The sequence below is a fragment of the Amycolatopsis saalfeldensis genome, assembly GCF_900110575.1.
In the GTDB taxonomy this organism is placed as follows: domain Bacteria; phylum Actinomycetota; class Actinomycetes; order Mycobacteriales; family Pseudonocardiaceae; genus Amycolatopsis; species Amycolatopsis saalfeldensis.
This window is the reverse complement of the sequence record NZ_FOEF01000005.1, coordinates 314343-337912: the sequence shown is the minus strand read 5'-3', so window position 1 is coordinate 337912 and position 23570 is coordinate 314343. Positions and strand designations below refer to the sequence as shown.

The window sequence follows — 23570 nt, the reverse complement described above, 5'->3', positions numbered from 1 at the left end:
GGGGGACGCTCGAAGGGTGACTGAGCAAACGATCCAACTCGAACTGGACGACTCGGGTCTCGCACCAGGCCTGCCAGCCCCCACGCACCCCCGCGATCAGGTACAGGACGTGCCGTATCGCCCGGTCGAGTTTCGCGACGACGATCTGCCGACCGCACTGGAACGTTGTGCCGTGTGGCTACGTCAGGCTCAGGAGTGGCTCGGTGAACCGCTCGACGTGCTCGCGATCCACCTCGACTACGACGACCGGCAGGGCTCGCCCTATTACGACGTGAAGGTGCTCTGCAACGAGGAGGATCTGGCGGGCGTCCCGATCGCCATGCGCAACAAGACCGACTAGACCCCACGAACCCGGAGCAGGCCCCCGTCGATGCGGACGGGGGCCTGTTTTCGTTCCGTCCCCGGCTGGGGTTCCCCCCAGTACCTCGTAGGTCACCGTGACAACTCGCCGCCGGCCCGGGAGGATCAGGGGGTGGACGAGGAGGGTTCCAGGTGACGGAAATCGTGGTCCGCTGGTCGCGGCCGCTGCCCGGGGAAGACCGCTTCCTGCGGCTGCTCGACGACGTCGAGCGCGGCCGGCACGAGGCGTACCGGCTGGAGCTGGACCAGCGCCGGTTCCTGACCGGCCGGGTGCTGGCGAAGACGCTCGCGGCCGAGCGGCTGGGCGTGCCGGTGGAAACCGTGGTCTTCGACGCCACCTGTGCGGACTGCGGCAAGCCCCACGGCCGTCCCCGGGTGCCGGGCGCGGACTTGGTGCTGTCGATCTCCCACTCGGGTGAGCTGATCGGCGTCGCCGCGACGGCCGGGGTGCCGGTGGGCCTCGACGTCGAGAGCTCCAGCCGCCGCGCGGACGCGTCGCTGATCGAGTACGCGCTCAGCCCGGCCGAGCAGGAGGCATTGGCCGGGCTGCCCGACACCGAGCGTTCGGCGGCGTTTTTCGTCTACTGGACCCGGAAGGAGGCCGTCATGAAGGCCACCGGCAAGGGCCTGAAGATCCCGTTGCAGAGCATCACTTTCTCGCCGTACAACGCGCCCGCGGAGCTGGTCGCCTCGAGCGACCCGGCGCTGGACCCGGCCCGCACCCGGCTGGCGGACCTCAAGGCCGCCGACGGCCACCGCGCGGCCGTCGCCGCACTGACCTCGGACGACCTCGTGGTCACCGAGGAGAACTGGCTCCCCTGAGCACAACGGGTCAGTCGAGGCCCATCGCGCCGAGCAGGGTGCGGAGTTTGGCGACCGTCTCGTCGAACTCGGCCTGCGCGTCGGAGGCCGGGACGATGCCGCCGCCCGCGTAGAGCCGCATGGTCGACGACGCGATCTCGGCGCAGCGGACGGCGACGGCCCACTCGCCGTCACCCGAAGCGTCGACCCAGCCGACGGTGCCGGCGTAGTAGCCGCGGTCGAAGGGTTCCAGCTCCTGCACCAGATCGCGCGCGGCGGCGGTCGGCGTGCCGCAGATGGCGGGGGTCGGGTGCAGCGCGGCGGCGAGGTCCAGCGCCGTGACGTCGCGGTCGGTCAGCTCGCCGGTGATGGCGGTGCGCAGGTGCCAGATCGCGGGGGTCGAGACCAGCTCGGGGGCGGCGGGCACGTCGAGCCTCCGGCAGAACGGCCGCAGCGCCTCGACGACGTACTCGACCACCACCGCGTGCTCTTCCTGGTCCTTGCCCGACGCCAGCAGGGCTTCCCCGTTCGCCCGGTCGGCCCCGGGGTCGGCGGAGCGCGGCATGGACCCGGCGTGCGGGGTGGTGAACACGGAATCGCCGGCGCGGGAGAGCAGCAGCTCCGGCGTCGCGCCGACGAGGGTGCGCCCACCGGGCAGCTCGGCGGCATACGTGAAGTGGCGCGGGTTGCCCGCGGCCAGATTGCGCACGATCCGCTCAACCTGGATCGGCGTCTCGAAATCGAGGTCCAGCGCCCGCGCGAGCACGGCTTTACGGAGATCGCGATCGCGCAGGGCGGCGACGGTGGCGAGCACGTTCGCCTTGTGGCCCGCCTCGGAGGGCACCTCGCGGGTGGCCGAGGGGGCGGGCAGGTCTTCCGCGGGCGGTGACGCCGACGCGGCGGTCTCCGCCTGCGCGCGGTGCACGGTCCGCGGCAGCACCAGATGACCCGGCGTGGTGGTGTCCGGGCCGGTGTCGAAGGGCAGCGCCCCGACTGCCAGCGGCACGCCGGAGCGGTTCAGCTCCTCGGCCACCGAGCGGGCCAGCCGCCGCGGGTCGGTGTCCGTGACGGTCCCGACCGAGCCCTTGGCGAGCAGCGCGCGCCGGGCCGTCGCGAACAGAAAGTCGCCACGCTGGTAACGGGCGGTGGTTTCGACCGGGGTCGCCGGTGCGGTACTGGTCGGCACCACCCCAGCGTCCCAGGATCCGGGAGCTCCGCGGGGAAAGTGTTGCCGGAAGAACACCTTCGGTGTCCGGGGCGCACCTTCCCCGCGGGCGCCGGGATCGTGCTACTTGAGCGCGTCGATCAGCGCTTCACGCTGACGCTCGCCCAGGCCCGCGGCCCGGCGGTCGGGGTCGATCCCCGCCTGCTCGAGCAGTGCGGCGACCTTGACCGCCCCCAGGCCGGGCACGGCCTTGAGCAGCTGGGTGACCTTCGTCTTCCCGATGGTCTTGTTCTCCTTGGCCTGCTTGAGCACCTTCTCGATGCTCTCCTTGCCGGACTTGATCGACGCGAGCAGCTCCGAACGCGCCTTACGTGCCTCTGCCGCCTTGGCGAGGGCGTCAGCGCGCTGCTCCGGAGTCAACGTGGGCAGAGCCAACGTAGTGTCCTTTCCTCTCAGGTCTCCGCTTACGCGGCCGACGGCTTTTTCCCGTTGCTTGCAAGTGCAAGCGCTGGCCAGCCGTCTCTTACCACGGCCCCAGTAAACGCCACACCCTCGAAGAGCGCGCAACCGACACGCACTTATCACCCTCCGGCCACCCGTGAGGCAAGCCACCAGAGCACCCCCGCGGCCTGCGGAAACGTCGGACGTCCCTCCTTTCCCAGCCCATTCGGTCACCCGAAAGAGCCACTATTTCGGCACAGTTAACACAACACGTTTTGTTGCCCTGCAAGGAAAAGCGTTCCACGAAGTTGATCTTGGCCCGCGGGGCCCGCCACCCGATCGCGGGACGGACGGCCGCCGAAGTTGACCATGCCCACCACCCCCGATCCCGATTAGAGTCGGCGTCACCCCAGTTCACCGGCGAACGACCCCCGGGAGTACCGATGTTGAGCACGATGCAGGACGGGCAGCTGTCGTTGGCGAAGCTGCTGCGCCACGGGACGACGGTGCACGCGAAGTCCGAAGTGATCACCTGGACCGGTTCAGAAGCCCGCCGTGAGACCTATGCGGAGCTCGGCAAGCACGCCGCGCGGCTCGCGAACGCGCTCCGCGGCCTGGGCATCACCGGCGACCAGCGCGTCGGCACGTTCATGTGGAACAACGCCGAGCACCTGGCCGCCTACCTCGCCGTCCCGGCGATGGGCGCGGTGCTGCACACCCTGAACATCCGGCTGTTCCCTGAGCAGCTGACGTTCGTGGCCAACCACGCCGAGGACCAGGTGGTCATCGTCGACGGCACCCTGGTCCCGCTGCTCGCGAAGCAGCTGCCCACGTTCACCACGGTCAAGCACGTGATCGTCGCGAACGGTGACGCCTCGGCGTTGCAGGCGCCCGAGGGCGTCACCGTGCACGCCTACGACGAGCTGCTGGCCGGCCAGTCCGACGAGTTCGACTGGCCGGAAGTGGACGAGCGCTCCGCCGCCGCGATGTGTTACACCTCCGGCACCACGGGTGACCCGAAGGGCGTCGTCTACTCGCACCGCTCCATCTGGCTGCACTCGATGCAGGTGTGCATGACCGACAGCATGCGGCTGGCCCAGGAGGACACCGCGCTGGCGATCGTGCCGATGTTCCACGCCATGTCCTGGGGCCTGCCGTACGCGGCGCTGATGGTCGGCGCGTCGCTGCTGATGCCGGACCGCTTCCTGCAGCCCGCCCCGATCGCCGCGCTGCTGGCCGCCGAGAAGCCGACCTTCGCCGCCGCGGTGCCGACCATCTGGCAGGGCCTGCTCGCCCACCTCGACGCGAACCCGCAGGACATCACCCACGTGCGGGAGGTCGTGGTCGGCGGCTCGGCGGCGCCGCCCTCGCTGATGCACGCGTTCGAGGAGCGCTACGGCGTGCCGATCCTGCACGCCTGGGGCATGACCGAGACCTCGCCGCTGGGCAGCGTGGCCCGCCCGCCGGGGTCCGCCACCGGCGAGGAGCGCTGGGCCTACCGCTACACCCAGGGCCGCTTCCCCGCCTCCGTCTCCGCGCGCCTGATCAGCGACGACGGCGAGGTGCTGCCGTGGGACAACGAGGCCGTCGGCGAGCTGGAGGTCCAGGGCCCGTGGATCGCCGGCGCCTACTACGGCGGCGAGGACGGCGCCCCGACCCCGGACCCGGAGAAGTTCCACGACGGCTGGCTGCGCACCGGTGACGTCGGCAAGATCAGCCCGGACGGCTACCTCACCCTGACCGACCGCGCCAAGGACGTGATCAAGTCCGGCGGCGAGTGGATCTCCTCGGTCGACCTGGAGAACCAGGTGATGGGCCACCCCGCGGTCGCCGAGGCCGCCGTCGTCGGCATCCCGGACGAGAAGTGGGACGAGCGGCCGCTGGTCGCGGTCGTGGTCAAGGAGGGCCAGAGCGTCACCGCCGAACAGCTGCGCGAGTACCTCGCCGACAAGGTCGCGAAGTGGCAGCTGCCGGAGAACTGGACGTTCGTGGACGAAGTCCCCAAGACCAGCGTCGGCAAGTTCGACAAGAAGCGGATCCGCGCGTCCTACTCAGAGGGAAAGCTCGACATCTCCCAGTTCTAAGCGGTTAATCTCCGGCGAGTCGTTCTCACGGCGGGGGTCACCTTGAGAGAGCCTGTGGTTTCTCAAGGTGACCCCCACGCACGTCGGAGGAGTTCTGGGGATGCAGCAGCGCAACAGGCGGTCGTTCCTGACGTTGGCGGGCATGGGCGCGGTCGGGGCCGTCGCGGCCGCGTGCGGGTCGGACACCGGGCGGCCGGGCGACCCGCCGCCGTCGACCGCGGCTTCGGCCGGGCCGCCGCCCTCGACCAGCGCGCCGAAGGTGACGCTGCAGCAGTGGTATCACGCGTACGGCGAAGACGGCGTGCAGGACGCGGTGAAGAACTACGCCGCCTCGTACCCGAACTCGCTGGTCAAGGTCCAGTGGAACCCGGGTGACTACGACTCGAAGATCGTCACCGCGCTGCAGAACAGCGCCGTGCCGGACGTCTTCGAGGCGCAGGTGAAGATCGACTGGGTGCGGCAGAACCAGGTCGTCGCGCTGGACGACCTCATCGCGCCGGTCAAGAACGACTTCAGCCCCGCCGTGCTCGCCGCGCAGACCGTGGAGGGCAAGGTCTACGGCATCCCGCAGGCCGTCGACACGCAGGTGCTCTTCTACCGCAAGAGCCTGCTGCAGGCCGCCGGGGTGCAGCCGCCGCAGACCGTCGACGAGCTGATCGACGCCGCCGGCAAGCTGTCCAAGGACGGGGTGAAGGGCCTGTTCGTCGGCAACGACGGCGGCGTCGCCACGCTCACCGGGCCGCTGCTGTGGTCGGCCGGGCTCGACTACCTGAAGAACAACAACCGCGAGGTCGGCTTCGACGACCCGCGCGCGGCCACCGCGTTCGGCAAGCTGCACACCTTGAACGCCAACGGTTCCCTGCTTCTCGGCGCGCCCGCGGACTGGTCCGACCCCGGCGCGTTCATCGACGGCCTCGCCGCCATGCAGTGGACCGGCCTGTGGAACGTGCCGAAGATCCGCGACGCGCTCGACGAGGACTTCGGCGTGCTCGCCTTCCCCAAGCTCGACAACAGCGGCGCGCCTTCGGTGCCGGTCGGCGCGTACGGCGCGATGGTGAACGCGAAGAGCGCGCACGTGAACGAGGCCAAGGCGTTCGTGAAGTGGCTCTGGATCGACCAGACCAACGACCAGCTGGAGTTCGCCACCCGCTTCGGCTTCCACCTGCCGGCCCGCCAGAGCCTGGTCGCCAAGGCCGGCAACCTCAGCTCCGGTGTGGGGGCCGACGTCGCGAAGTTCGTGCAGGAGAACAGCCATCTCGTCGGCGGTCCGGTGTGGACACAGGCGTCGAACACGGCGCTGTCCGACGCCGTCGCGAAGATCGCCAAGGAGGGCGCGGACCCGGTGGCGACGACGAAGACCGCGGTGGGCGTCGCGCAGGCCGAGCTGAAGCGCCTGTTCGGATGACGCTGTCCCGGAAGACCCGGGACACGCTGTCGTTCTGGGGGTTCGTCGGCCCGTTCCTGATCGGCCTGGCCGTGTTCGCGTACCTGCCGATCGGCTGGAGCGTGTACCTGTCGTTCTTCGACGCGCGCAACACGGTGACGCCGAGTGTGTTCGTCGGGCTCGACAACTACGCGCACATGCTGACCGACGGGCCGTTCGTGAGCAGCCTGGGCACGTTCAGCGTGTTCGCGCTGTTCATCGTCCCGCTGACGTTCGTGGTGTCGCTGGCCCTGGCGGTCGGGGTGCACCAGCTGAAGTTCGCGCGCGCGTTCTTCCGCTCGGTGTTCTTCCTGCCGTTCGCCTGCTCGTACGTGGTGGCTTCGCTGATCTGGAAGACGTCGCTGTTCTCGGGTGTCCGATATGGACTGATGAACACCGTGCTCGGCCTGTTCGGCGTCGACCCGGTGGCGTGGACGGGCACGGTCCACCCGCCGCTGTACTGGATCGTGCTGGTGACCGCGCGGCTGTGGCTGCAGCTGGGCTTCTACATGATTCTGTTCCTGGCCGCGCTGCAGCGGATCCCGCAGCACCTCTACGAGGCCGCGTGGCTGGACGGCGCGAAGCCCGGCTGGCCGGTGTTCCGGCACATCACGCTGCCGCAGCTGCGCGCGACGTCGGTGGCCGTGCTGCTGCTCAACCTGATCAACGCCTACCAGGCCTTCGACGAGTTCTACAACATCATGGGCGACGCTCGCGGCTACCCGCCGTTCGCGCGGCCGCCGCTGGTGTACCTCTACTACACGTCGCTGGGCTCCGGCGGGCAGGACCTCGGCCGCGGCAGCGCCGGCGCGGTGATCCTGGCACTGCTCATCGCCGTGGTGACTTTGTTGCAGGGCAAGCTGTTCCGCTTCGGCGGGAGTGACGCGTGAGGGCCGCGCTGCGCTGGACGGCGCTGATCGTCGCGGCGGTGCTGTTCCTGGTGCCGTTCTACCTGCTGCTGCGCAACGGGCTCGCGTCACGCTCGGAGATCACCGCGCCGAGCTGGACGCTGTTCCCGTCGAAGCTGCACTGGGAGAACTTCTCGAAGCTGTTCTCGCAGGAGGACGTGCCATTCGCGCGCAGCCTGCTGAACTCGGTGATCGTGGCGGTGCTGCAGACCGTCGGCCTGCTGCTGGTGTGCTCGCTGGCCGGCTACGGCCTCGCGCGGATCCCGTACCGCCACTCGAAAGCCGTGCTGTACGCGGTGATCGCGACGCTGATGATCCCGACCTCGGTGACGTTCGTGCCGAGTTTTGTCGTCGTGTCGACCCTGGGCTGGCTCTCGGACTTCCGCGGGCTGGTGATCCCGGGCCTGTTCAGCGGTTCAGCGTGTTCCTGTTCCGGCAGTACTTCCTGGACTTCCCGCGCGAACTGGAGGAGGCGGGCCAGCTCGACGGCCTGACCCGCTGGGGCGTCTTCCGGCGCATCGTCGTGCCCAACTCCCGCCCGTTCTTCGCGGCGATCGCGGTGATCACCGTGATCGGCAGCTGGAACGCGTTCCTGTGGCCGCTGATCATCGCGCAGTCCCCGGACTCGTGGACGGTGCAGGTCGCGCTGTCCGGGTTGCTGACCTCGCAGAACCCCCAGCTGAACCTGCTGTTCCTGGCCGCGGCGGTGTCGATCCTGCCGATCGTGCTGCTGTTCGCGTTCTTGCAGCGGTACCTGGTGCGCGGGGTGACGGAATCGGGGCTGAAGGGCTGAGGCGGACGTAACGCCTGGTCTCCGGCCACCGATCCGGGAAGCGTTCCCCCGGGAGAAGTGACCACGACCTTCGGCGGTATGCCGCCCCGTCCGACTGTGACAAAGTCCTCGACAATGTCACGATGAACATGAGTGGTCTTCACGTTCAGCTCTCCCCCTGTTCATCGGGCCGCCACCGTCGTCCGGCAGCGTGCCGGGCGAGCCGACAACGGGAGTGAAGATGGCCGAGCTGACCAGGCGGGCGTTCACCGCGGCGGGGGTCGCCGGGGCGGGGCTGCTGCTGTGCACCCCGACCGCCAACGCGCTGGACCGGGCGCTGCGCCGCACGGCGACGCGGAGCGTCCGCACGACCGGCACGACGCTGGAGCAGGTGGCGACCGCCGTCAGCCCCGGGACCACGGCGTACACCCGGCTCACCGGCGGACCCGGCTGGCCACTGGTGGTGCGCGCCGAACTGGCCGCGCCGCAGTCCGGGCGCGACGACCGGCGCCACGCGCTGGGCTCGTTCGTGCAGTTCACCGACCTGCACATCACCGACACCGAATCGCCCGCGCGGTTCGAGTACCTGCACCCGTTCATCGGCTCGGCGCACCGGCCGCAGGAGGCGCTCGGCACGGTGGCGACGAGCGCGCTCGTGGAGCGGGTCAACAGCGTCGGCGCGGGGCCGTTCACCGGGCGGCCGTTCGACTTCGTGGTGACTACCGGCGACAACAGCGACAACCACGAGCTGATCGAGCTGGACTGGTTCCTCACCACCCTCAACGGCGGCGCCGTCACCCCGAACTCCGGCGACCCGAGCCGTTACGAGGGCGTGCAGAGCTCCGGCAACAACGAGTTCTGGAACCCGGCCACCCCGCTCGACGACGACTACTCGAAGAAGGGCTTCCCGCAGCTGCCGGGCCTGCTGGAGGCGGCCATCGCGCCGTTCACCGCGCCCGGGCTGGACGTGCCTTGGTACTGCACGTTCGGCAATCACGACGACAGCGTGGTCGGCACACTGCCCGAGGGCATCCCGGGCATCGAGGGCTGGTACACCGGCCGCTACAAGGTGATCGGCAAGGACGAGGGCACCCGGAAGAAGCTGGGCACGGCGATCGCGAACGGCTCCAGCGTCCCGCTCGGCGAGCTGTTCGGCGGCAGCGGCACGATCCGCGAGGTCACGCCGGACCCGCGCCGCCGCCCGTTCAGCACCGCGGAGTTCGTGCAGGCCCACCTGGCCGCGGCGAACACCGGCCCCGGCCCGCACGGCCACGGGTTCACCGACGGCAACGCCGACGGCCGGAACGTCTACTACACCTTCCGCATCGCCGACGGCGTCACCGGCATCAGCCTCGACACCACCACCCAAGGCGGCTTCGCGGACGGCTCGATCGGCCTCGGGCAGTTCACCTGGCTCGAGTCGACGCTCAAGCGCGGCACCTCGGTGTACTACGACTTCTTCGGCGGCAAGGTCACGCATTCGGTCACCGACGAGCTGTTCGTCCTCTTCAGCCACCACACCAGCGACACCATGGGCAACCTCCTGCCCGACGGCCGGCACCTGCTGGAGCCCCGCCTGAACGGCGAAGCGTTCGTCGGCCTGCTGCAGCGCTTCCCGAACGTGGTGGCGTGGGTCAACGGGCACACCCACCTGAACAAGATCACGCCGCACGTCGGCAAGACCCCGGCGCAGAGCTTCTGGGAGATCAACACCGCCTCCCACGTGGACTTCCCGCACCACGCGCGGATCATCGAGCTCGCGGACAACGGCGACGGCACCCTGTCGGTGTTCACCACGCTGATCGAAGCCGAATCCCCTTATGCGGTGGACTATTCCGCGCGGACGCCTTCGGCGCTGGCGTCGCTGTACCGGGAGCTGGCGTACAACGACATCCACGTGAACCTGGGGCGGGTCGGCGCGGCCGGCGACCACAACACCGAGCTGCTGCTGGCCAACCCGCTCGGGTGAGTGGCCTTACCCCCGAGGTAATGGACCCCAAGCGCCCGGACCGGGTTGACTGGGGCGCATGACCGACCCCGAGGGCACGCGGCTCTTCCACCGGACCATGCCGTTCAGCGAACGGCTCGGCATCGAGGTCCTGGAGCACGGCAAGGAACTCGTCCGCAGCCGCCTGGCCTGGGACGAGTCACTCTGCACGATCGGCGGAGCGCTGCACGGCGGGGCCCTGATGGCGCTGGCCGACTCGACCGGTGCCGTCTGCGCGTTCCTCAACCTGCCCGAGGGCGCCGAGGCGACCACGACGATCGAATCGAAGACGAACTTCCTCCGGAGCGTCCGTTCGGGCTACGCCATTGCGTCGTCCAGACCACTGCACGCGGGACGGCGGGTGGTCGTCGTCGAGACCGAGGTGACCGGTGACGACGGGAAGTTGGTCGCGAAAGTGACACAGACGCAGGCCGTGCTCTAGCCACCTGTTTACTTAATCGCCGCGGCAGGCGAAAATCCCTGGCTAACAACCGAGCCTGGGGACGGAGCCGGAATGCGCGCACGCGGACTGGTCACGCTAATGTCGATCGCCATGTTGACCGCGGGGGCGACGCAGTACGCCGAAGCCGCGCCGGCGCGCCCGGCGAACGACGAAGCCATCAACTACCACGAGTGGTCCGGCCCGGGGTACTTCGCCGGCCGGTTCGACGGGCTCGGGCCGGGCCCCGGCGGGCTGCGCATCACGCACCCGGCCGGCACGGTCGAGCACAGCGAGCCCGGCCTCGGCACCACGAAGACCTACGACTACGGCACCTGGACCTCCCCGGTGTTCCGCCCGGGCTTCGACGCCACGCAGCTCATCGCGTCGTGGAACGCGCAGACGCCGGCCAAGACCTGGCTGGAGGTCGAGGCCAAGGGCCGCACGTCCACCGGCGTCGAGACCGCCTGGTACGTGATGGGCCGCTGGGCCAGCGGTGACAGCGACATCCAGCGCACCAGCGTCGACGGGCAGAGCGACGACAACGCCTCGGTCGACGTCGACACGCTCGAGACCAAGACCGGCGTCACGCTGCGCTCGTACCAGCTGCGGGTGAGCCTCTACCGCGAGGCGGGCACCCGCGTCACCCCGACGCTGTCCACGCTCGGCGCGATGACCTCCAACGTCCCGGACCGCTTCGACGTGCGGACCACCAAGCCGGGCGTCGCCAGCGGCATCGAGCTGAAGGTCCCGGAGTACGCGCAGAACATCCACAAAGGACAGTTCCCGCAGTACGGCGGGGGCGGCGAGGCCTGGTGCAGCCCGACCTCGACCGAGATGGTGGCCGAGTACTGGGGCAAGAAGCCGACCGCGCAGCAGATGAGCTGGATCCCGTCGGACTACGTCGACCCCGCGGTCGTGTACGCGGCCCGCAACACCTACGACTACGCGTACGACGGCACCGGCAACTGGCCGTTCAACACCGCGTACGCGGCTTCGCTCGGCCTGCGCGGCCACATCACCCGTCTGCACGACCTGAACGAGCTCGAGGGCTACATCGCGCGCGGTATCCCGGTGATCACCTCGCAGTCGTTCCTCTCCTCTGAACTGGACGGCGCGGGATACGGCACGTCCGGGCACATCATGGTGGTCGTCGGCTTCACCAAGACCGGTGACGTGATCGTGAACGACCCGGCGTCCAGCTCCGACTCGCGGGTGCGCAACGTCTACAAGCGGGACCAGTTCGAAAAGATCTGGCAGCGCACCAAGCGCTACACCGACACCGGCAGCGTGGCGGGCGGCCCCGGCGGCGTGGTCTACCTCGTCACCCCCGCCTGAGATATGGCGAGGCGCGCATGATCCGTGATTAGCTGCTGCCCGAGAGCAACGGTGCCGGGAAAGGGTGTGCGCATGCCGTACGAGGTCCAGGGAGTCGTGTCGCGGGCGAAGGGCGAGCCGGTCGCGCTGGAGACGGTGGTGGTGCCCGACCCGGGGCCGGGCGAGGCGGTCGTTTCGGTCCAGGCGTGCGGGGTCTGCCACACCGACCTGCACTACCGCGAGGGCGGCATCAACGACGAGTTCCCGTTCCTGCTCGGCCACGAGGCCGCGGGCCGGGTGGACAAGGTCGGCGCGGGCGTCACCGACCTCGCGCCGGGCGACTACGTGATCCTGAACTGGCGCGCGGTCTGCGGCACCTGCCGGGCGTGCAAGCGCGGCAAGCCGTGGTACTGCTTCTCCACGTTCAACGCCGAGCAGCCGATGACGCTCACCGACGGCACCAAGCTTTCGCCGGCGCTGGGCGTCGGCGCGTTCCTGGAGAAGACACTCGTCCACAGTGGACAATGCACGAAGGTGAACCCGGAGGCCGAGCCCGCGGTGGCCGGCCTGCTCGGCTGCGGCGTGATGGCCGGGCTGGGCGCGGCGATCAACACCGGCGCCGTCGGGCGGGGGGACTCGGTGGCCGTGATCGGCTGCGGCGGGGTGGGCGACGCCGCCATCGCGGGCGCCCGGCTGGCCGGCGCGACCACGATCATCGCGATCGACACCGACGACCGGAAACTCGAGTGGGCCAAGGGTTTCGGCGCCACGCACACCGTCAACAGCAAGGGCCTCGGCGAGGACGCGGTGGTCACCGCGATGCAGGACGCGACCCGCTCGTTCGGCCCGGACGTGGTGATCGACGCCGTCGGACGGCCGGAGACCTGGCGCCAGGCGTTCTACGGCCGTGACCTGGCGGGCACCGTGGTGCTGGTCGGCGTCCCGACGCCGGAGATGCGGCTGAACGACCTGCCGCTGATCGACTTCTTCGCCCGCGGCGGCTCGCTCAAGTCGTCCTGGTACGGCGACTGCCTGCCCTCGCGCGACTTCCCCATGCTCGTGGACCTGTACCTGCAGGGCCGCTTGCCGCTGGACCGGTTCGTCACCGAGCGGATCGGCCTGGACGGCGTCGAGGCGGCCTTCGAGCACATGCACCGCGGTGACGTCCTGCGCAGCGTGGTGGAGTTCTGATCCTCTTCACCGACGCCGCGTACCCGGCCGACCCGTACCCCGGGACCCGGCCGGACTGCTCGTACGTCCACTTCGACGGCGCCGGCCACGACCTCATGGCGGCGCCGCCGGGGTGGCGCGAGCGCACCCCCGTGCTCGCGTACGGGTCCAACGCGTGCCCGTCGAAGATCACCTGGCTGCGGGAGCACCTCGGGCTGGCCGGGCCGGTGGTCGTGCTGAAGGTGCGCTGCGCCGGGCTGGCCGCGGTGTGGGCGGCGGGCCTGCGCAAACGCGACGGCCAGCGCCCGGCCACGCTGGCGGCGATGCCCGGCGTCGAGGAGCACGCGGTCTGGTTCGCCACGCCGGACCAGCTCGCGGTGCTGGACGTGTGCGAGGGCCGCGGCAACCGGTACGACCTCGCGCGGCTGACCGGCGCCGACATCCGGCTCGAAGACGGCACCCGGCTCGACGGTGTGCACGCCTACGTCGGGAATTCCGATATCCGCTTTCCCCTGCTCGTGGACGGGCGGCCGGTGCGGGTCTCGGACGTCGGGCAGGCCCGCGCGGCCGCGCTCACCGGCGTCCCGGCGCCCGGCCACGGCGTGCCGTGCGAGGTCTTGGCCCCGACGCGGACGTTCAGCTGACGCGTGGGTCCGGCACCACCCGTAGCGCGAGAAACCCCTTGGGCTGCTTGGTCACCCGCTCGTGCCGGACCGGGTCGACGCGCTCGGCCTCGGGCAGCGGCCTCGGCTCGACCAGCCGCTCGATGAGGAACCCGGCCGCACGCAGCTCCTCGCAGGTCTGCTCCAGCGGGGCCAGCCAGTAGCGGACCCGCCAGCCCTGATGCCACGTCTCCTCGACCAGGCGCACGTCGAAGTAGTTGCCGCCGTGACGCAGCCAGTCGCCGGTGGGGTGCATGCGGGACACCACCAGCGCGCCGTCCGGACGCAGCACCCGGCGCAGCTCGCGCAGCACGGCCACGCGGTCGTCGGCGTACTCCAGCGCCAGCGCGAACAGCACCAGGTCCACCGACGCGTCCGGCAGCCAGTCGAGCCGCTCAGCCAGGTCGTGCACGCGGAACTCACCTTCGGGGACCCGCTCCCGGGCGAGCTCGATCATGCGCGGGCTCAGGTCGAACCCGGTCACGCTCGCGCCCCGCGCCACCAGCTCCTCGGCGCAGAGGCCGGGGCCAACGGTGTCGGTCATCGCCCCAGTTTGCCGGGCCGGCGCGGCTCAGCCGATCAGTTTTCCGGGGTTGAGGATGCCGGTCGGGTCGACCGCGTGTTTGGCCGCGCGCAGCACGTCCACGCCCAGCGCGCCGATCTCCGCGGGCAGGTACGGGGCATGGTCGACGCCCACGGCGTGGTGGTGCGAGATCGTGCCGAGGCCGACGATGGCCTCCGACGCGGCCCGCTTCGCGCGTTGCCACTGGCCGACCGGATCGGCGTCGTCCCGCGAGGTCAGCACGGTGAAGTACAGCGAAGCGCCCGTCTCGTACGCGTGCGAGACGTGGCACATCACGATCGCCCGGCCGAGCGAAGCGGTCAGCGCTGCGCGGACGGCGTCGTGCAGGTCGTCGAGGTTCGACCAGTACGCCGCGGTCTCCAGCGTCTCGACGCAGACGCCGAGGCCCATCAGCACGTCGCGCTGCCGGGGGCCGTTGAACCGGCCGTGGCGCCAGGTCTCGCCGAGCGCGCGGCCGATCCGGAGCGCGCCCGTGCGCCGCAGCACGGCGGCCGTCCGGCGTTGCCTGGCCTTGACGTCGCCCTCCCAGCCGACGATCAGCAGGCACGGGCGTTTCATCCCGCGGGCGGCGAGATAACCGCGTAGCAGAGCCGTTTTCCAGCCACCACTGAGCGCGAAAGACACCGCCGTCTCGTCCACATCGGACAGCCGGGTGACGTCCGCCAGCACGTGCTCCTGCGCCAGCTGCCGGACGGTCTCGGCGCCGGCCGCCCAGCCGTCCACGACGTAACCCTCGTAACGCCGCTCCCGCGGCACCGGCCGGACGCGCAGCGCGACCTCGGTGATCACGCCCAGCGTGCCCTCGCTGCCGACGGCGAGCTGGCGCAGGTCCGGCCCGGCCGCCGACGCGGGCGCGACCCCGAGCCGCCACTCACCCCGCGGGGTCGCCAGCCGGACGCCGGCCACCATGTCCTCGAACCGGCCGTAGCCCGACGACGCCTGCCCGGCCGAGCGCGTCGCGGCGAACCCGCCGATGGTCGCCCGCTCGAAGGACTGCGGCACGTGACCGAGGGTGAACCCGTGCTCACCCAGCAGCCGCTCGGCCTCGGGCCCGCGCACGCCGGCCTGCAGCACGGCGAGGTGCGAAACCGGGTCGACCGACACCAACTCGTCGAGCCGGGCCAGGTCGAGCGCGATCACGGCGGCCTTGTCCCCGCGCAGCGCGGAGACGCCGCCGACCACCGAGGTGCCGCCGCCGAACGGGACCACGCCCACGTCGTGACGCACGCAGGCGTCGAGCACGGCCTGGACCTGGTCCGGGTCGGCCGGCAGCACCACGGCGTCGGGCGCCGGCACCGGGTCCCCGGGCTGAGGGCGTTGCCGCCGCAGCAGGTCCAGATAGGACAGACCACTGGCACGGGCGAGCCGCTCCGGGCCGTCCACCAGCACGTTCTCCGCCCCGACCACGGCCGCGAGCGCTTCCCGGGCGGGCTCGGCGAGCGTCGAATCGGTCAGGTTCGGGACAGGGTGCACCTTATGCCCTCGATCCACCCCCACCCGGCCGATACGCTGGCCGAGCCACCGGACGGCCCGATCGGGCAGCACGCCGGCTCCGTCGCCCGCCCACGAGTCCCGGATACGGTGGTTAATGAGATCGTTCACGACTATAGTGTGACATATGGACGTGAAACGTCACTCCGAGCCGGAAGAAGCTTCCTCCGCGCTCGCAGGCACCCGCAGCCGCCAGACCTCGGCGCGCGTCTCCGACGACGTGCTGCTCGACGCCGCCCGAGCGTGCGTGCTCGCGGTCGGCGTCCGGCGGACCACGCTCGCCGAGATCGCCCGCACCGCGCACGTCAGCCGGATGACGGTGTACCGGCGGTTCCCGGACGTCCGCAGTGTGCTCGCCGCGCTGATGACCCGCGAGTTCAGCGGCCTGCTGAAACAGGCGAACCACGCCGGCGACGAGGCGGTGCACCTGCGGGACCGCCTGGTGCGCATCGCCGCGGCCGCCGTCACCGCGCTGTCCGCCGACCCGCTGTTCCGCACGCTGCTGGACGTCGACCCGGAACTGGTGCTGCCCTACATCGTGGAGCGGCTCGGCGCGACGCAGAACTTCGCCGAGCAGGTGCTGCGGCACCTGCTGGAGGCCGGGCACCAGGACGGCTCCATCCGGCGGGCCGACGTGGTCACGCAGGCCCGCTCGATCCTGCTGGTGGTGCAGTCGTTCGCGTTCTCGCTGCGGCCCGCCACGGCGGACGTCGACGAGCAGGCACTGCTGGCCGAGTTCCGGCACGTGCTCGACGCTTCGTTGCGGCCGTGAGCACCGCCGACGCGCTCGTTCCCGCGGAGGCGGCATGAGTACCGGCTCGCTCAATGCGCGTCGTCGCGAGCGTGAGCTGGACCGGCTGACCGGCGGCGAGCGGGTGGACGTGATCGTGGTCGGCGGTGGGGTCACCGGGGCCGGGATCGCGCTGGACGCGGCCGCGCGCGGGCTGTCGGTCGCGCTCGTGGAGGCGCGCGACCTGGCGTTCGGCACCTCGCGCTGGTCGAGCAAGCTCGTGCACGGCGGCCTGCGGTACCTGGCCAAGGGTGAGCTGGGGCTGGCGCACGAGAGCGCCGTCGAGCGCGGCATCCTGATGACACGCACGGCGCCGCACTTGACGCGGGCGATGCCGCAGCTGTTTCCCTTGTACCCCGGCACTTCCCGGGCCCAGCAGACGGTCATCGCCACCGGGTTGCAGGCGGGCGACGTGCTGCGCCGGGTGGCGCGGACGCCCTCGTCGGTCCTGCCCCGGCCGCGGCCCGTCCCGGTGGCCGAGGCGCTCGCGCTGTCCCCTGGGCTCACGCCGAGCGGCCTGCGCGGCGGGCTGCTGGCGTACGACGGCGCACTGGTGGACGACGCGCGCCTGGTGGTGACCCTCGCGCGGACGGCCGCCTTGCTGGGCGCGCGAATCCTGACACGGGTGGAAGCGCTTTCGCTGACCGCGGACGGTGTGCGCGTCCGCGAGGGCTCGGCGGAGTACGACCTGCGCGCCCGCCAGGTGATCAACGCGACCGGAGTCTGGGCGGACACGCTCACGGACTCCGTGCGGCTGCGCCCTTCGCGCGGCTCGCACCTGGTGCTGGCGCCGGGCTCGGCGTCGGTCGGCGCGACTTCGGTGAACGTGCCGGTGCCCGGCGAGACCAACCGCTTCGTGTTCCTGCTGCCCCAGCCCGACGGCCGCGTCTACTTGGGACTGACGGACGAGCCGCTGGACGGCGAGGTCCCGCCCGTGCCTTCGGTGCCGGAGTCCGATGTGGAGTTTCTCTTGACGGTCGCCTCCTCGGTACTGGCGCGGCCGCTGACCCGCGAGGACGTGATCGGCTCGTTCGCCGGCCTGCGTCCGCTGATCGCGGGCTCCGGCGGCCGCAGCGCGGACCTCTCGCGCAAACACGCGGTGGTCACCGGCGCCGACGGCGTCCTGACCGTCGTCGGCGGCAAGCTCACCACGTACCGGCGAATGGCCGAGGACGCCGTCGACGCGGCCCTGACGCGCGCGAACCTGCACGCCGGCCCGTCCCGCACCGCCCGGCTGTCGTTGCTGGGCGCCGCACCGCGCGACCATCTGTCCCTTGTGGACGCTCCCGCGCGCCTCGTCGCCAAGTACGGCACGGAGGCCCCCCGCGTCGCCGCCCTGGGCCAGGTCGAGCCGGAATTCGCGGCCCCCCTGTTCGACGGCACGGAGATCACCGCCGCCGAAGTGGTCTGGGCCGTCCGCCACGAGGGCGCCCTGAACGCCGAAGACGTCCTCGACCGCCGCACCCGCCTCTCCCTCGCCCCCACCGACGCGGCCGCCGCACGGCCCGTGGTCCAGGAACTCGTCGCGAAGGCACTGGCCGGCTTGTCCTGAAGCGCCCCCGCACCAAGACCGTTCACCAGACTTGACGACCCATTGGGTTTTTGCAACAGTACGTTGCATGAGCCCGGTAAGACGCGGCAAAGAGCTGCCGATTCACAACCGGTTGCCCGTGCTTCGGGTGGAGCGGGGGTTGAGCCGGGCGGCGCTGGCCGAAGCGGTGGAGGTCAACCCACAGACGATCGGGGCGTTGGAGCGTGGGGATCACTACCCGAGTCTTGACCTGGCGTTCCGCATCTGCGCGGTGTTCGGGCTGCCGGTGGAGGCGGTGTTCAGCCGCGAGCCGTTCGCGCCGTTGTCCACGCAGGTTTATCGAGAGGGGGGAGCATGACGACGAAACGGGGGCGCCTCGCCGCCTTCTGGGAACGACAGCTCGACCAGGCCGAGGAGCAGGCCGCCAAGCGGGCGTTGAAGCTCCGCGGCTGGCGCACTCGGCAGCGGCGGCGCCAGCTCGTCGGCGTGACGGTGGCCGGGAACTTGATCCTGATCGGCGCGGCGGCGGCGATCACGTTCGTCCCGATCTGGCTGTTCCCCGTGTTGTGGGGCGTGGGATTCCTGATCACCGGCGCCGGCTTCGTGCCGCAGCGCATCGTCACCGGCAAGATGAGCGACAGCTTCTCGCGGCTGCTCGACGAGCGGGAGCGCGAATGGCGCCACCGCACCACTTTCCTCGCCTACCAGGTGATGATCTACCTGATGCTGATCGCACTGTTCTACGCGCTGGCCATGATGCGCCAGCCGGACGGCGCGGTCCGCGGCGCGACGATGCTGGCCGCGCTGCTGGTCACCGGGTCCACCCTCCCGTCGTTGATCCTCGGCTGGACGCTGCCGGACGACGACCCCGAAGACTTCCTCGACGTACCGGAGGTCCCGGCATGACCGGGCCGGCGCTGGAGATCGACCGGATCTCCAAGCGGTACGGGGAAAAAGTCGCGCTGGACGAGGTCACGTTCGACGTGCGCGCCGGTGAGCTGTTCGGGTTCGTCGGCGGCAACGGCGCGGGCAAGACCACCACGATGCGGATCGCGCTGGGGGTGCTGGCCGCCGACTCCGGGGAAGTCCGGTTCGACGGGCGGCCGATCACGCACGAGACCCGCACGAGCATCGGGTACATGCCCGAGGAACGCGGCCTGTACCCGAAGATGAAGGTGCTCGACCAGCTCGTCTACCTGGCCGAGCTGCACGGGCTGAGCACCAACGAAGCGCACCGCGGCGCCGAGCTGTGGCTGGCCCGGCTCGGCCTCGGCGAGCGGCGCAAGGACGAGGTGCAGAAGCTCAGCCTCGGCAACCAGCAACGGGTGCAGCTCGCCGCCGCGCTGGTGCACGACCCGGCCGTGCTGGTGCTCGACGAGCCGTTCTCCGGCCTCGACCCGCTGGCCGTCGACGTGATGAGCGGGGTGCTGCGCGAGAAGGCCGCGAACGGCGTGCCCGTGGTGTTCTCCAGTCACCAGCTGGACCTGGTCGAGCGGCTGTGCGACCGCGTCGGGATCATCCGGAACGGACGGATGACCGCCGTCGGCACGGTGGCCGAGCTGACCCGCGGCGCGAGCAGCCGGCTGGTCGTCACGGCGCCGGGCACCCGGCCCGGCTGGGCTTCGACGGTGCCGGGGGTGCGTGTCCTCGAAGAGCGCGGGCCGACGACCGTGCTGGAGCTGACCGCGGGCGCGGACGACCAGGCGGTGCTGGCCGCCGCGCTGGCGACCGGGCCGGTCACGGAGTTCAGCCGGCAAGGCCGCTCGCTCACCGAGCTGTTCCGCGACACCGGCGCCACGAACCAAGGAGACGCGGCATGACCCGCATCAGCCCCGCGCGCGCCGTCCGGCTGGTCGCCAAGCGCGAGCTGAACACCCGGCTGCGGACACGCTCCTTTGTGGTCAGCACCGCGGTGCTCTTGGTGCTGCTGTGCGGTTATGTCGCGCTGCAAGCGTTCCTCGCCAGTTCCTCCAGCACGACCACGATCGCCCTCACCGGCCAGGCCCAGGGCATCGCCCAGGAGTTGCAGGCGGCCGGCGCACAGGTCGGGGACAAGTTCGAGACCGTCACCGCGGCGTCCGAAGAGGACGGACAGGCTCAGGTCCGGGCCGGGGACGCCAACGCGCTCGTGTCCGGCAGCGCCTCCCGGCTCCGCGTCACCGTGAAGTCCACACTGGACACCAAACTGCAGGCCGTACTCGACGGCATCGTGCAGCAGCAGGTGCTCGATGCGCAGCTGTCCGCCGCCCACCTCGACCCGGTGCAGGTGCGACAGACCGTCTCGGCAGCGCACGTCGACGTCGCACCGCCGCTGGAGCCGCGCGACGCCGACCACGGACAGAAGCTCGTGATCGGGCTGGTCGTCGCGATCCTGTTGTACATGAGCATCATCACCTACGGGATGCTGGTCGCCCAGGGCGTGGTGGAGGAGAAGTCCAGCCGGGTGGTGGAGATCCTGCTCTCCACCGTGCGGCCGTGGCATTTGCTGCTGGGCAAGGTGATCGGGCTCGGCGTGGTCGGGCTCGTCCAGCTCGGCATCCTCGCCGTGGTGGGCCTGGCCGTGGCCACCGGGACCGGCGTGCTGTCGGTATCCGGCGTCGCGGCGGGGGCCGCCGTCTGGGGCATCGTCTGGTACCTGCTGGGATTCCTGTTGTACGCCATGATCTACGGCGCCGCCGGCTCGCTGGTCTCGCGGCAGGAGGACACGCAGACGGTGGTGGGGCCGGTGAACATCGCGTTGATCATCGGCTTCATCGTGGGGATCAACCTGCTCACCCAGTCACCGGACGGCACCGCGACGCGGGTCGTCTCGCTGATCCCGCTGCTCTCGCCGGTGCTGATGCCGGCGCGGATCGCCACCGGTGCGGCGGCACCCTGGGAGATCGTGACGTCGCTGGTGCTGACGATCGCGTCGATCGCGCTGGTCACCTGGCTGGGCGCGCGGATCTACCAGAACGGCGTGCTGCGCGTCGGCAGCCGCGTGAAGCTGGCCGAGGCGCTGCGCCGCTGACCCGGCCGCCCCCTAGGTGGCCGGGTCCGGGTATCTCCCCGATGGCGGACCGGGTGGGAGCCGAAAGACTCGTTGGCATGAAAAGAAATCCACTGATCCGCGGGCTGGCGGCGACGTTGGCCGCCGCCACCCTGCTGTCCGTGACGGCCGCGCCGGCCGCGTTCGCCGCCGGCTCCGGGGCGGTGTCACAGCCCGCCGCCGGGGCGAGGACCCCACTCCCGCCGTTGAACCCCGCAGCGCTGCAGGCCGCCATCGCCGGGCTGCCGAACGCCGACGAGACCGGCGCGCTGCTGCAGGTCCGCGGCTCGGCGGGCGCCTGGGCCGGGACCTCCGGGACGGCTGACCTGAAGACCGGGGCGCCGGTCCCGGCCGACGCGCACTTCCGGATCGGCAGCATCACCAAGACGTTCACCGCCGTGCTGGTGCTGCAGCTGGCCGCACAGCACCGCGTCGACCTCGACGCCCCGGTGCAGCGGTACCTGCCCGGGCTGCTGCCCGCGGGCTACCCGCCGATCACCGTCGCCCAGCTGCTCAACCACACCAGCGGCCTGCCCGGCGTGGACCTGCCCGACGATCCACAGTGGACTTTCGACCACCGGTACACCGTGTTCACCCCGGAACAGGTGCTGGCCACGGCGTTCCGGCACCCGATCGTCTTCGCCCCGGGCAGCGCGCAGCAGTACACGAACACGAGCTACCTGGTCGCGGGCCTGCTGGTGGAGAAGCTGACCGGCCGCCCGTACGCCGACGTGATGCGCGACCAGGTGATCCGGCCGCTGGGCCTGCGTGAAACCTCCGTGCCGGGCAACAACCCGGAGCTGCCCGCGCCGTACGCGCACGGCTACCTCGCCGTGAACGGGCAGCTGGTGGACCTGACCCGGATGAACCAGTCGATCCCGTGGGCGGCGGGCGAGATGATCTCCACCGCGGCCGACCTGGACACGTTCCTCACCGCGCTCTTCCGCGGGCAGCTCCTGCCGGCGCCCCAGCTGGCGCGGATGTTCACCGTGCCGGGGGTGAAGATGTTCGGCACCGACCAGGACGCGTACTACAGCCAGGGCCTGATGACCTCCACGGTCAACGGGATCACCGTCTGGGGCAAGACCGGCACCCGCTACGGCTACACCAACGGCGTCTGGGCCACCCGTGACCTGAAGCGGCGGGCCGATAACTGGCGTCAACTCCACCTCGAAGGAAACCGAGGGCCAGCCCGCGATCGTGGGGAAGATCGCGGACGCGATCACCCGGTGAGGCTCAGGAGCCGGTGATGGCGCCGTACCGCGCCAACGCCACCTGGCGTTCGTGGGCGTGCTCCACCATCGGCTCCGGGTACCCGGCCGGGCGCTGCTTCAGCTGGTGCACGGCCTTGCCCTCGACACCGCGCAGCTCCGGCACGTACTTGCGGACGTAATCGCCGACGGGGTCGAACTTTTCGCCCTGCGTAAGGGGATTGAAGACGCGGAAGTACGGCGCGGCGTCGGTGCCGGAGCCCGCGACCCACTGCCAGTTGAGCTGGTTGGAGGCGAGGTCGCCGTCCACCAGGTGGCGCATGAAGTGCCGCGCGCCCCACTGCCACGGCAGGTGCAGGTCCTTGACCAGGAAGCTCGCGACGACCATCCGGATCCGGTTGTGCATCCAGCCCTCGGCGAGCAGCTGGCGCATTCCCGCGTCCACCACCGGGTAGCCGGTGCGGCCCTCGCACCACTGGTCGAACGCCTGTCGCGCCGCCGCACCGGTTTCGCACACCAACCGGTCGAAACGGCGGTCGTAGTTCTCGCGCGCCGTTTTGGGGCGGTGCCACAGGACGTCGGCGTGGAACTCGCGCCAGCACAGCTCGGCGCGCAAGGACTTCGCGCCCGCCCGCTCGTCTCCGGCCAGGTCCGCGAGCATCGTGCGCGGGTGGATCGCGCCCCAGCGCAAGTACGGCGAGAGCCGCGTGGTGCCCTCGCGATCGGGCCGGTCGCGGTCGGTGTCATAGGTTTCGATGCCGGAGCCGAGGAACGTGTGCCACGCGTCCAGCGCCGCCTCCTCGCCCGGCGCGGGCAGCCGCATCTCCCCCAGCGACGGCGGTTTCGGCAGCTTCGCGGACTTCCCCGGCTTCAGCCAGTCCACAAGAGACGGTCCGGTCTCCGCGGGCCGCGGCCAGCCGTGCCGCGTCCACGCGCGGTGGAACGGCGTGAAGACCCGGTACGGATCGCCGTCCGGCTTCGTGACGCGCCCGGGCGTGACAGCATACGGCGAGCCCGTCTCGACCCACCCGATGTTGTTGTCCGCCAACGCTTTCGCCACCTCGGCGTCCCGGCGGCGGCCGTACGGGCCGGTGTCGGAGCTGACGTGCACAGCCGAGGCTCCGATGTCACGGGCGGCCTGCACGACCTCGCGCACCGGGTCGCCGGTGACGATCATCAGCCGGCCGCCCAGCGCGTTGTCCAGCTCGCTCAGACAGCCGAGCAGGAAGGCCATCCGCGGCGCGCCCGAAGGCTTGATGAGCGCCTCGTCGAGGACGTACAGCGCGAGCACATGTTTGCTGTGCTTCGCCGCCTCGTGCAACGCGGCGTGGTCACCGAGCCGGAGGTCCCGGCGGAACCAGAGCACCACCGGCGCTTCCATCGTCATGGGGCCCAACGATAAACGCC

General features: G+C 70.9%; 22 protein-coding genes and 1 pseudogene. 18 read left to right on the top strand and 5 right to left on the bottom strand.

Annotation, left to right across the window (positions count from 1 at the left end; translation table 11 throughout):
- Positions 1–16: 16 nt before the first annotated feature.
- Both BMY97_RS14930 and BMY97_RS14925 read left to right on the top strand, forming a co-directional pair.
- Entirely contained in the window at positions 17–340 is a 324-nt protein-coding gene (locus BMY97_RS14930; protein ID WP_091617397.1) for a hypothetical protein, read from the top strand.
- A 152-nt stretch (positions 341–492) separates the two neighbouring features.
- Complete coding sequence (locus BMY97_RS14925) at positions 493–1182, top strand: 4'-phosphopantetheinyl transferase family protein (protein ID WP_091617396.1); 690 nt, start codon at positions 493–495, stop codon at positions 1180–1182.
- A gap of 10 nt (positions 1183–1192) precedes the next feature.
- On the opposite strand, the gene BMY97_RS14920 is transcribed toward BMY97_RS14925, so the two are convergent.
- Positions 1193–2347: an isochorismate synthase gene (locus tag BMY97_RS14920; RefSeq protein ID WP_091617532.1), complete on the bottom strand. Its 1155-nt coding sequence runs from the start codon at positions 2345–2347 to the stop codon at positions 1193–1195.
- A 102-nt stretch (positions 2348–2449) separates the two neighbouring features.
- Positions 2450–2761: an integration host factor, actinobacterial type gene (gene mihF / locus BMY97_RS14915; protein ID WP_026468624.1), complete on the bottom strand. Its 312-nt coding sequence runs from the start codon at positions 2759–2761 to the stop codon at positions 2450–2452.
- 449 nt (positions 2762–3210) lie between these two features.
- Here mihF and BMY97_RS14910 point away from each other — a divergent pair, with 449 nt between their 5' ends.
- The 9 genes and pseudogenes from BMY97_RS14910 to BMY97_RS14870 all read left to right on the top strand — a co-directional run bounded on the left by BMY97_RS14910 (position 3211) and on the right by BMY97_RS14870 (position 13511).
- A complete protein-coding gene (locus tag BMY97_RS14910) occupies positions 3211–4851 on the top strand; it encodes a long-chain fatty acid--CoA ligase (RefSeq protein WP_091617395.1) in 1641 nt (546 codons plus the stop codon).
- A gap of 100 nt (positions 4852–4951) precedes the next feature.
- Entirely contained in the window at positions 4952–6256 is a 1305-nt protein-coding gene (locus tag BMY97_RS14905; protein WP_091617394.1) for an ABC transporter substrate-binding protein, read from the top strand.
- Positions 6253–7164 carry a carbohydrate ABC transporter permease gene (locus tag BMY97_RS14900; protein ID WP_091617393.1) on the top strand — a complete coding sequence of 304 codons (912 nt, stop codon included), beginning with the start codon at positions 6253–6255 and terminating at the stop codon, positions 7162–7164. The genes BMY97_RS14905 and BMY97_RS14900 overlap by 4 nt, the downstream gene beginning before the upstream one ends.
- Positions 7161–7975 (top strand): annotated as a pseudogene (locus BMY97_RS14895) (carbohydrate ABC transporter permease). Before BMY97_RS14900 ends, BMY97_RS14895 begins: the two are co-directional and overlap by 4 nt.
- A gap of 220 nt (positions 7976–8195) precedes the next feature.
- Positions 8196–9923 carry a TIGR03767 family metallophosphoesterase gene (locus tag BMY97_RS14890; RefSeq protein ID WP_091617392.1) on the top strand — a complete coding sequence of 576 codons (1728 nt, stop codon included), beginning with the start codon at positions 8196–8198 and terminating at the stop codon, positions 9921–9923.
- A 58-nt stretch (positions 9924–9981) separates the two neighbouring features.
- Positions 9982–10383, top strand: coding sequence for a PaaI family thioesterase (locus BMY97_RS14885; RefSeq protein ID WP_091617391.1), 402 nt, complete (start codon positions 9982–9984; stop codon positions 10381–10383).
- Positions 10384–10455: 72 nt separating this feature from the next.
- A complete protein-coding gene (locus BMY97_RS14880; RefSeq protein ID WP_177231343.1) occupies positions 10456–11718 on the top strand; it encodes a peptidase C39 family protein in 1263 nt (420 codons plus the stop codon).
- A gap of 72 nt (positions 11719–11790) precedes the next feature.
- Positions 11791–12888, top strand: a complete 1098-nt coding sequence (locus BMY97_RS14875) for an S-(hydroxymethyl)mycothiol dehydrogenase (protein ID WP_091617390.1) — start codon at positions 11791–11793, stop codon at positions 12886–12888.
- Between the two features lie 95 nt (positions 12889–12983).
- The gene (locus BMY97_RS14870; protein ID WP_091617389.1) at positions 12984–13511 is read left to right on the top strand and encodes a gamma-glutamylcyclotransferase; all 528 of its coding nucleotides are present in this window, start codon (positions 12984–12986) and stop codon (positions 13509–13511) included.
- Here BMY97_RS14870 and BMY97_RS14865 read toward each other — a convergent pair.
- Entirely contained in the window at positions 13504–14073 is a 570-nt protein-coding gene (locus BMY97_RS14865; protein WP_091617388.1) for a class I SAM-dependent methyltransferase, read from the bottom strand. The genes BMY97_RS14870 and BMY97_RS14865 overlap by 8 nt on opposite strands.
- 27 nt (positions 14074–14100) lie before the next feature.
- The gene (locus BMY97_RS14860; protein WP_245787318.1) at positions 14101–15714 is read right to left on the bottom strand and encodes an FAD-binding oxidoreductase; all 1614 of its coding nucleotides are present in this window, start codon (positions 15712–15714) and stop codon (positions 14101–14103) included.
- A gap of 16 nt (positions 15715–15730) precedes the next feature.
- On the opposite strand from BMY97_RS14860, the gene BMY97_RS14855 reads away from it, so the two are divergent.
- The 7 genes from BMY97_RS14855 to BMY97_RS14825 all read left to right on the top strand — a co-directional run bounded on the left by BMY97_RS14855 (position 15731) and on the right by BMY97_RS14825 (position 22202).
- Positions 15731–16375, top strand: coding sequence for a TetR/AcrR family transcriptional regulator (locus tag BMY97_RS14855; RefSeq protein ID WP_091617387.1), 645 nt, complete (start codon positions 15731–15733; stop codon positions 16373–16375).
- Positions 16376–16409: 34 nt separating this feature from the next.
- Complete coding sequence (locus BMY97_RS14850; protein WP_091617386.1) at positions 16410–17945, top strand: glycerol-3-phosphate dehydrogenase/oxidase; 1536 nt, start codon at positions 16410–16412, stop codon at positions 17943–17945.
- Positions 17946–18012: 67 nt separating this feature from the next.
- Positions 18013–18282, top strand: a complete 270-nt coding sequence (locus BMY97_RS14845) for a helix-turn-helix transcriptional regulator (protein ID WP_091617385.1) — start codon at positions 18013–18015, stop codon at positions 18280–18282.
- Positions 18279–18830 carry a hypothetical protein gene (locus tag BMY97_RS14840; RefSeq protein WP_091617384.1) on the top strand — a complete coding sequence of 184 codons (552 nt, stop codon included), beginning with the start codon at positions 18279–18281 and terminating at the stop codon, positions 18828–18830. The genes BMY97_RS14845 and BMY97_RS14840 overlap by 4 nt, the downstream gene beginning before the upstream one ends.
- Positions 18827–19744 carry an ABC transporter ATP-binding protein gene (locus BMY97_RS14835; protein WP_091617383.1) on the top strand — a complete coding sequence of 306 codons (918 nt, stop codon included), beginning with the start codon at positions 18827–18829 and terminating at the stop codon, positions 19742–19744. The genes BMY97_RS14840 and BMY97_RS14835 overlap by 4 nt, the downstream gene beginning before the upstream one ends.
- Positions 19741–20934, top strand: a complete 1194-nt coding sequence (locus tag BMY97_RS14830) for an ABC transporter permease (RefSeq protein ID WP_091617382.1) — start codon at positions 19741–19743, stop codon at positions 20932–20934. The genes BMY97_RS14835 and BMY97_RS14830 overlap by 4 nt, the downstream gene beginning before the upstream one ends.
- 77 nt (positions 20935–21011) lie before the next feature.
- On the top strand, positions 21012–22202 hold the full coding sequence (locus BMY97_RS14825) for a serine hydrolase domain-containing protein (RefSeq protein WP_245787317.1): 1191 nt from the start codon (positions 21012–21014) through the stop codon (positions 22200–22202).
- Here the strand turns inward: BMY97_RS14825 and BMY97_RS14820 are convergent.
- A complete protein-coding gene (locus tag BMY97_RS14820; RefSeq protein ID WP_091617381.1) occupies positions 22189–23550 on the bottom strand; it encodes a cryptochrome/photolyase family protein in 1362 nt (453 codons plus the stop codon). The two genes, BMY97_RS14825 and BMY97_RS14820, sit on opposite strands and share 14 nt — an antisense overlap.
- Positions 23551–23570 lie beyond the last annotated feature (20 nt).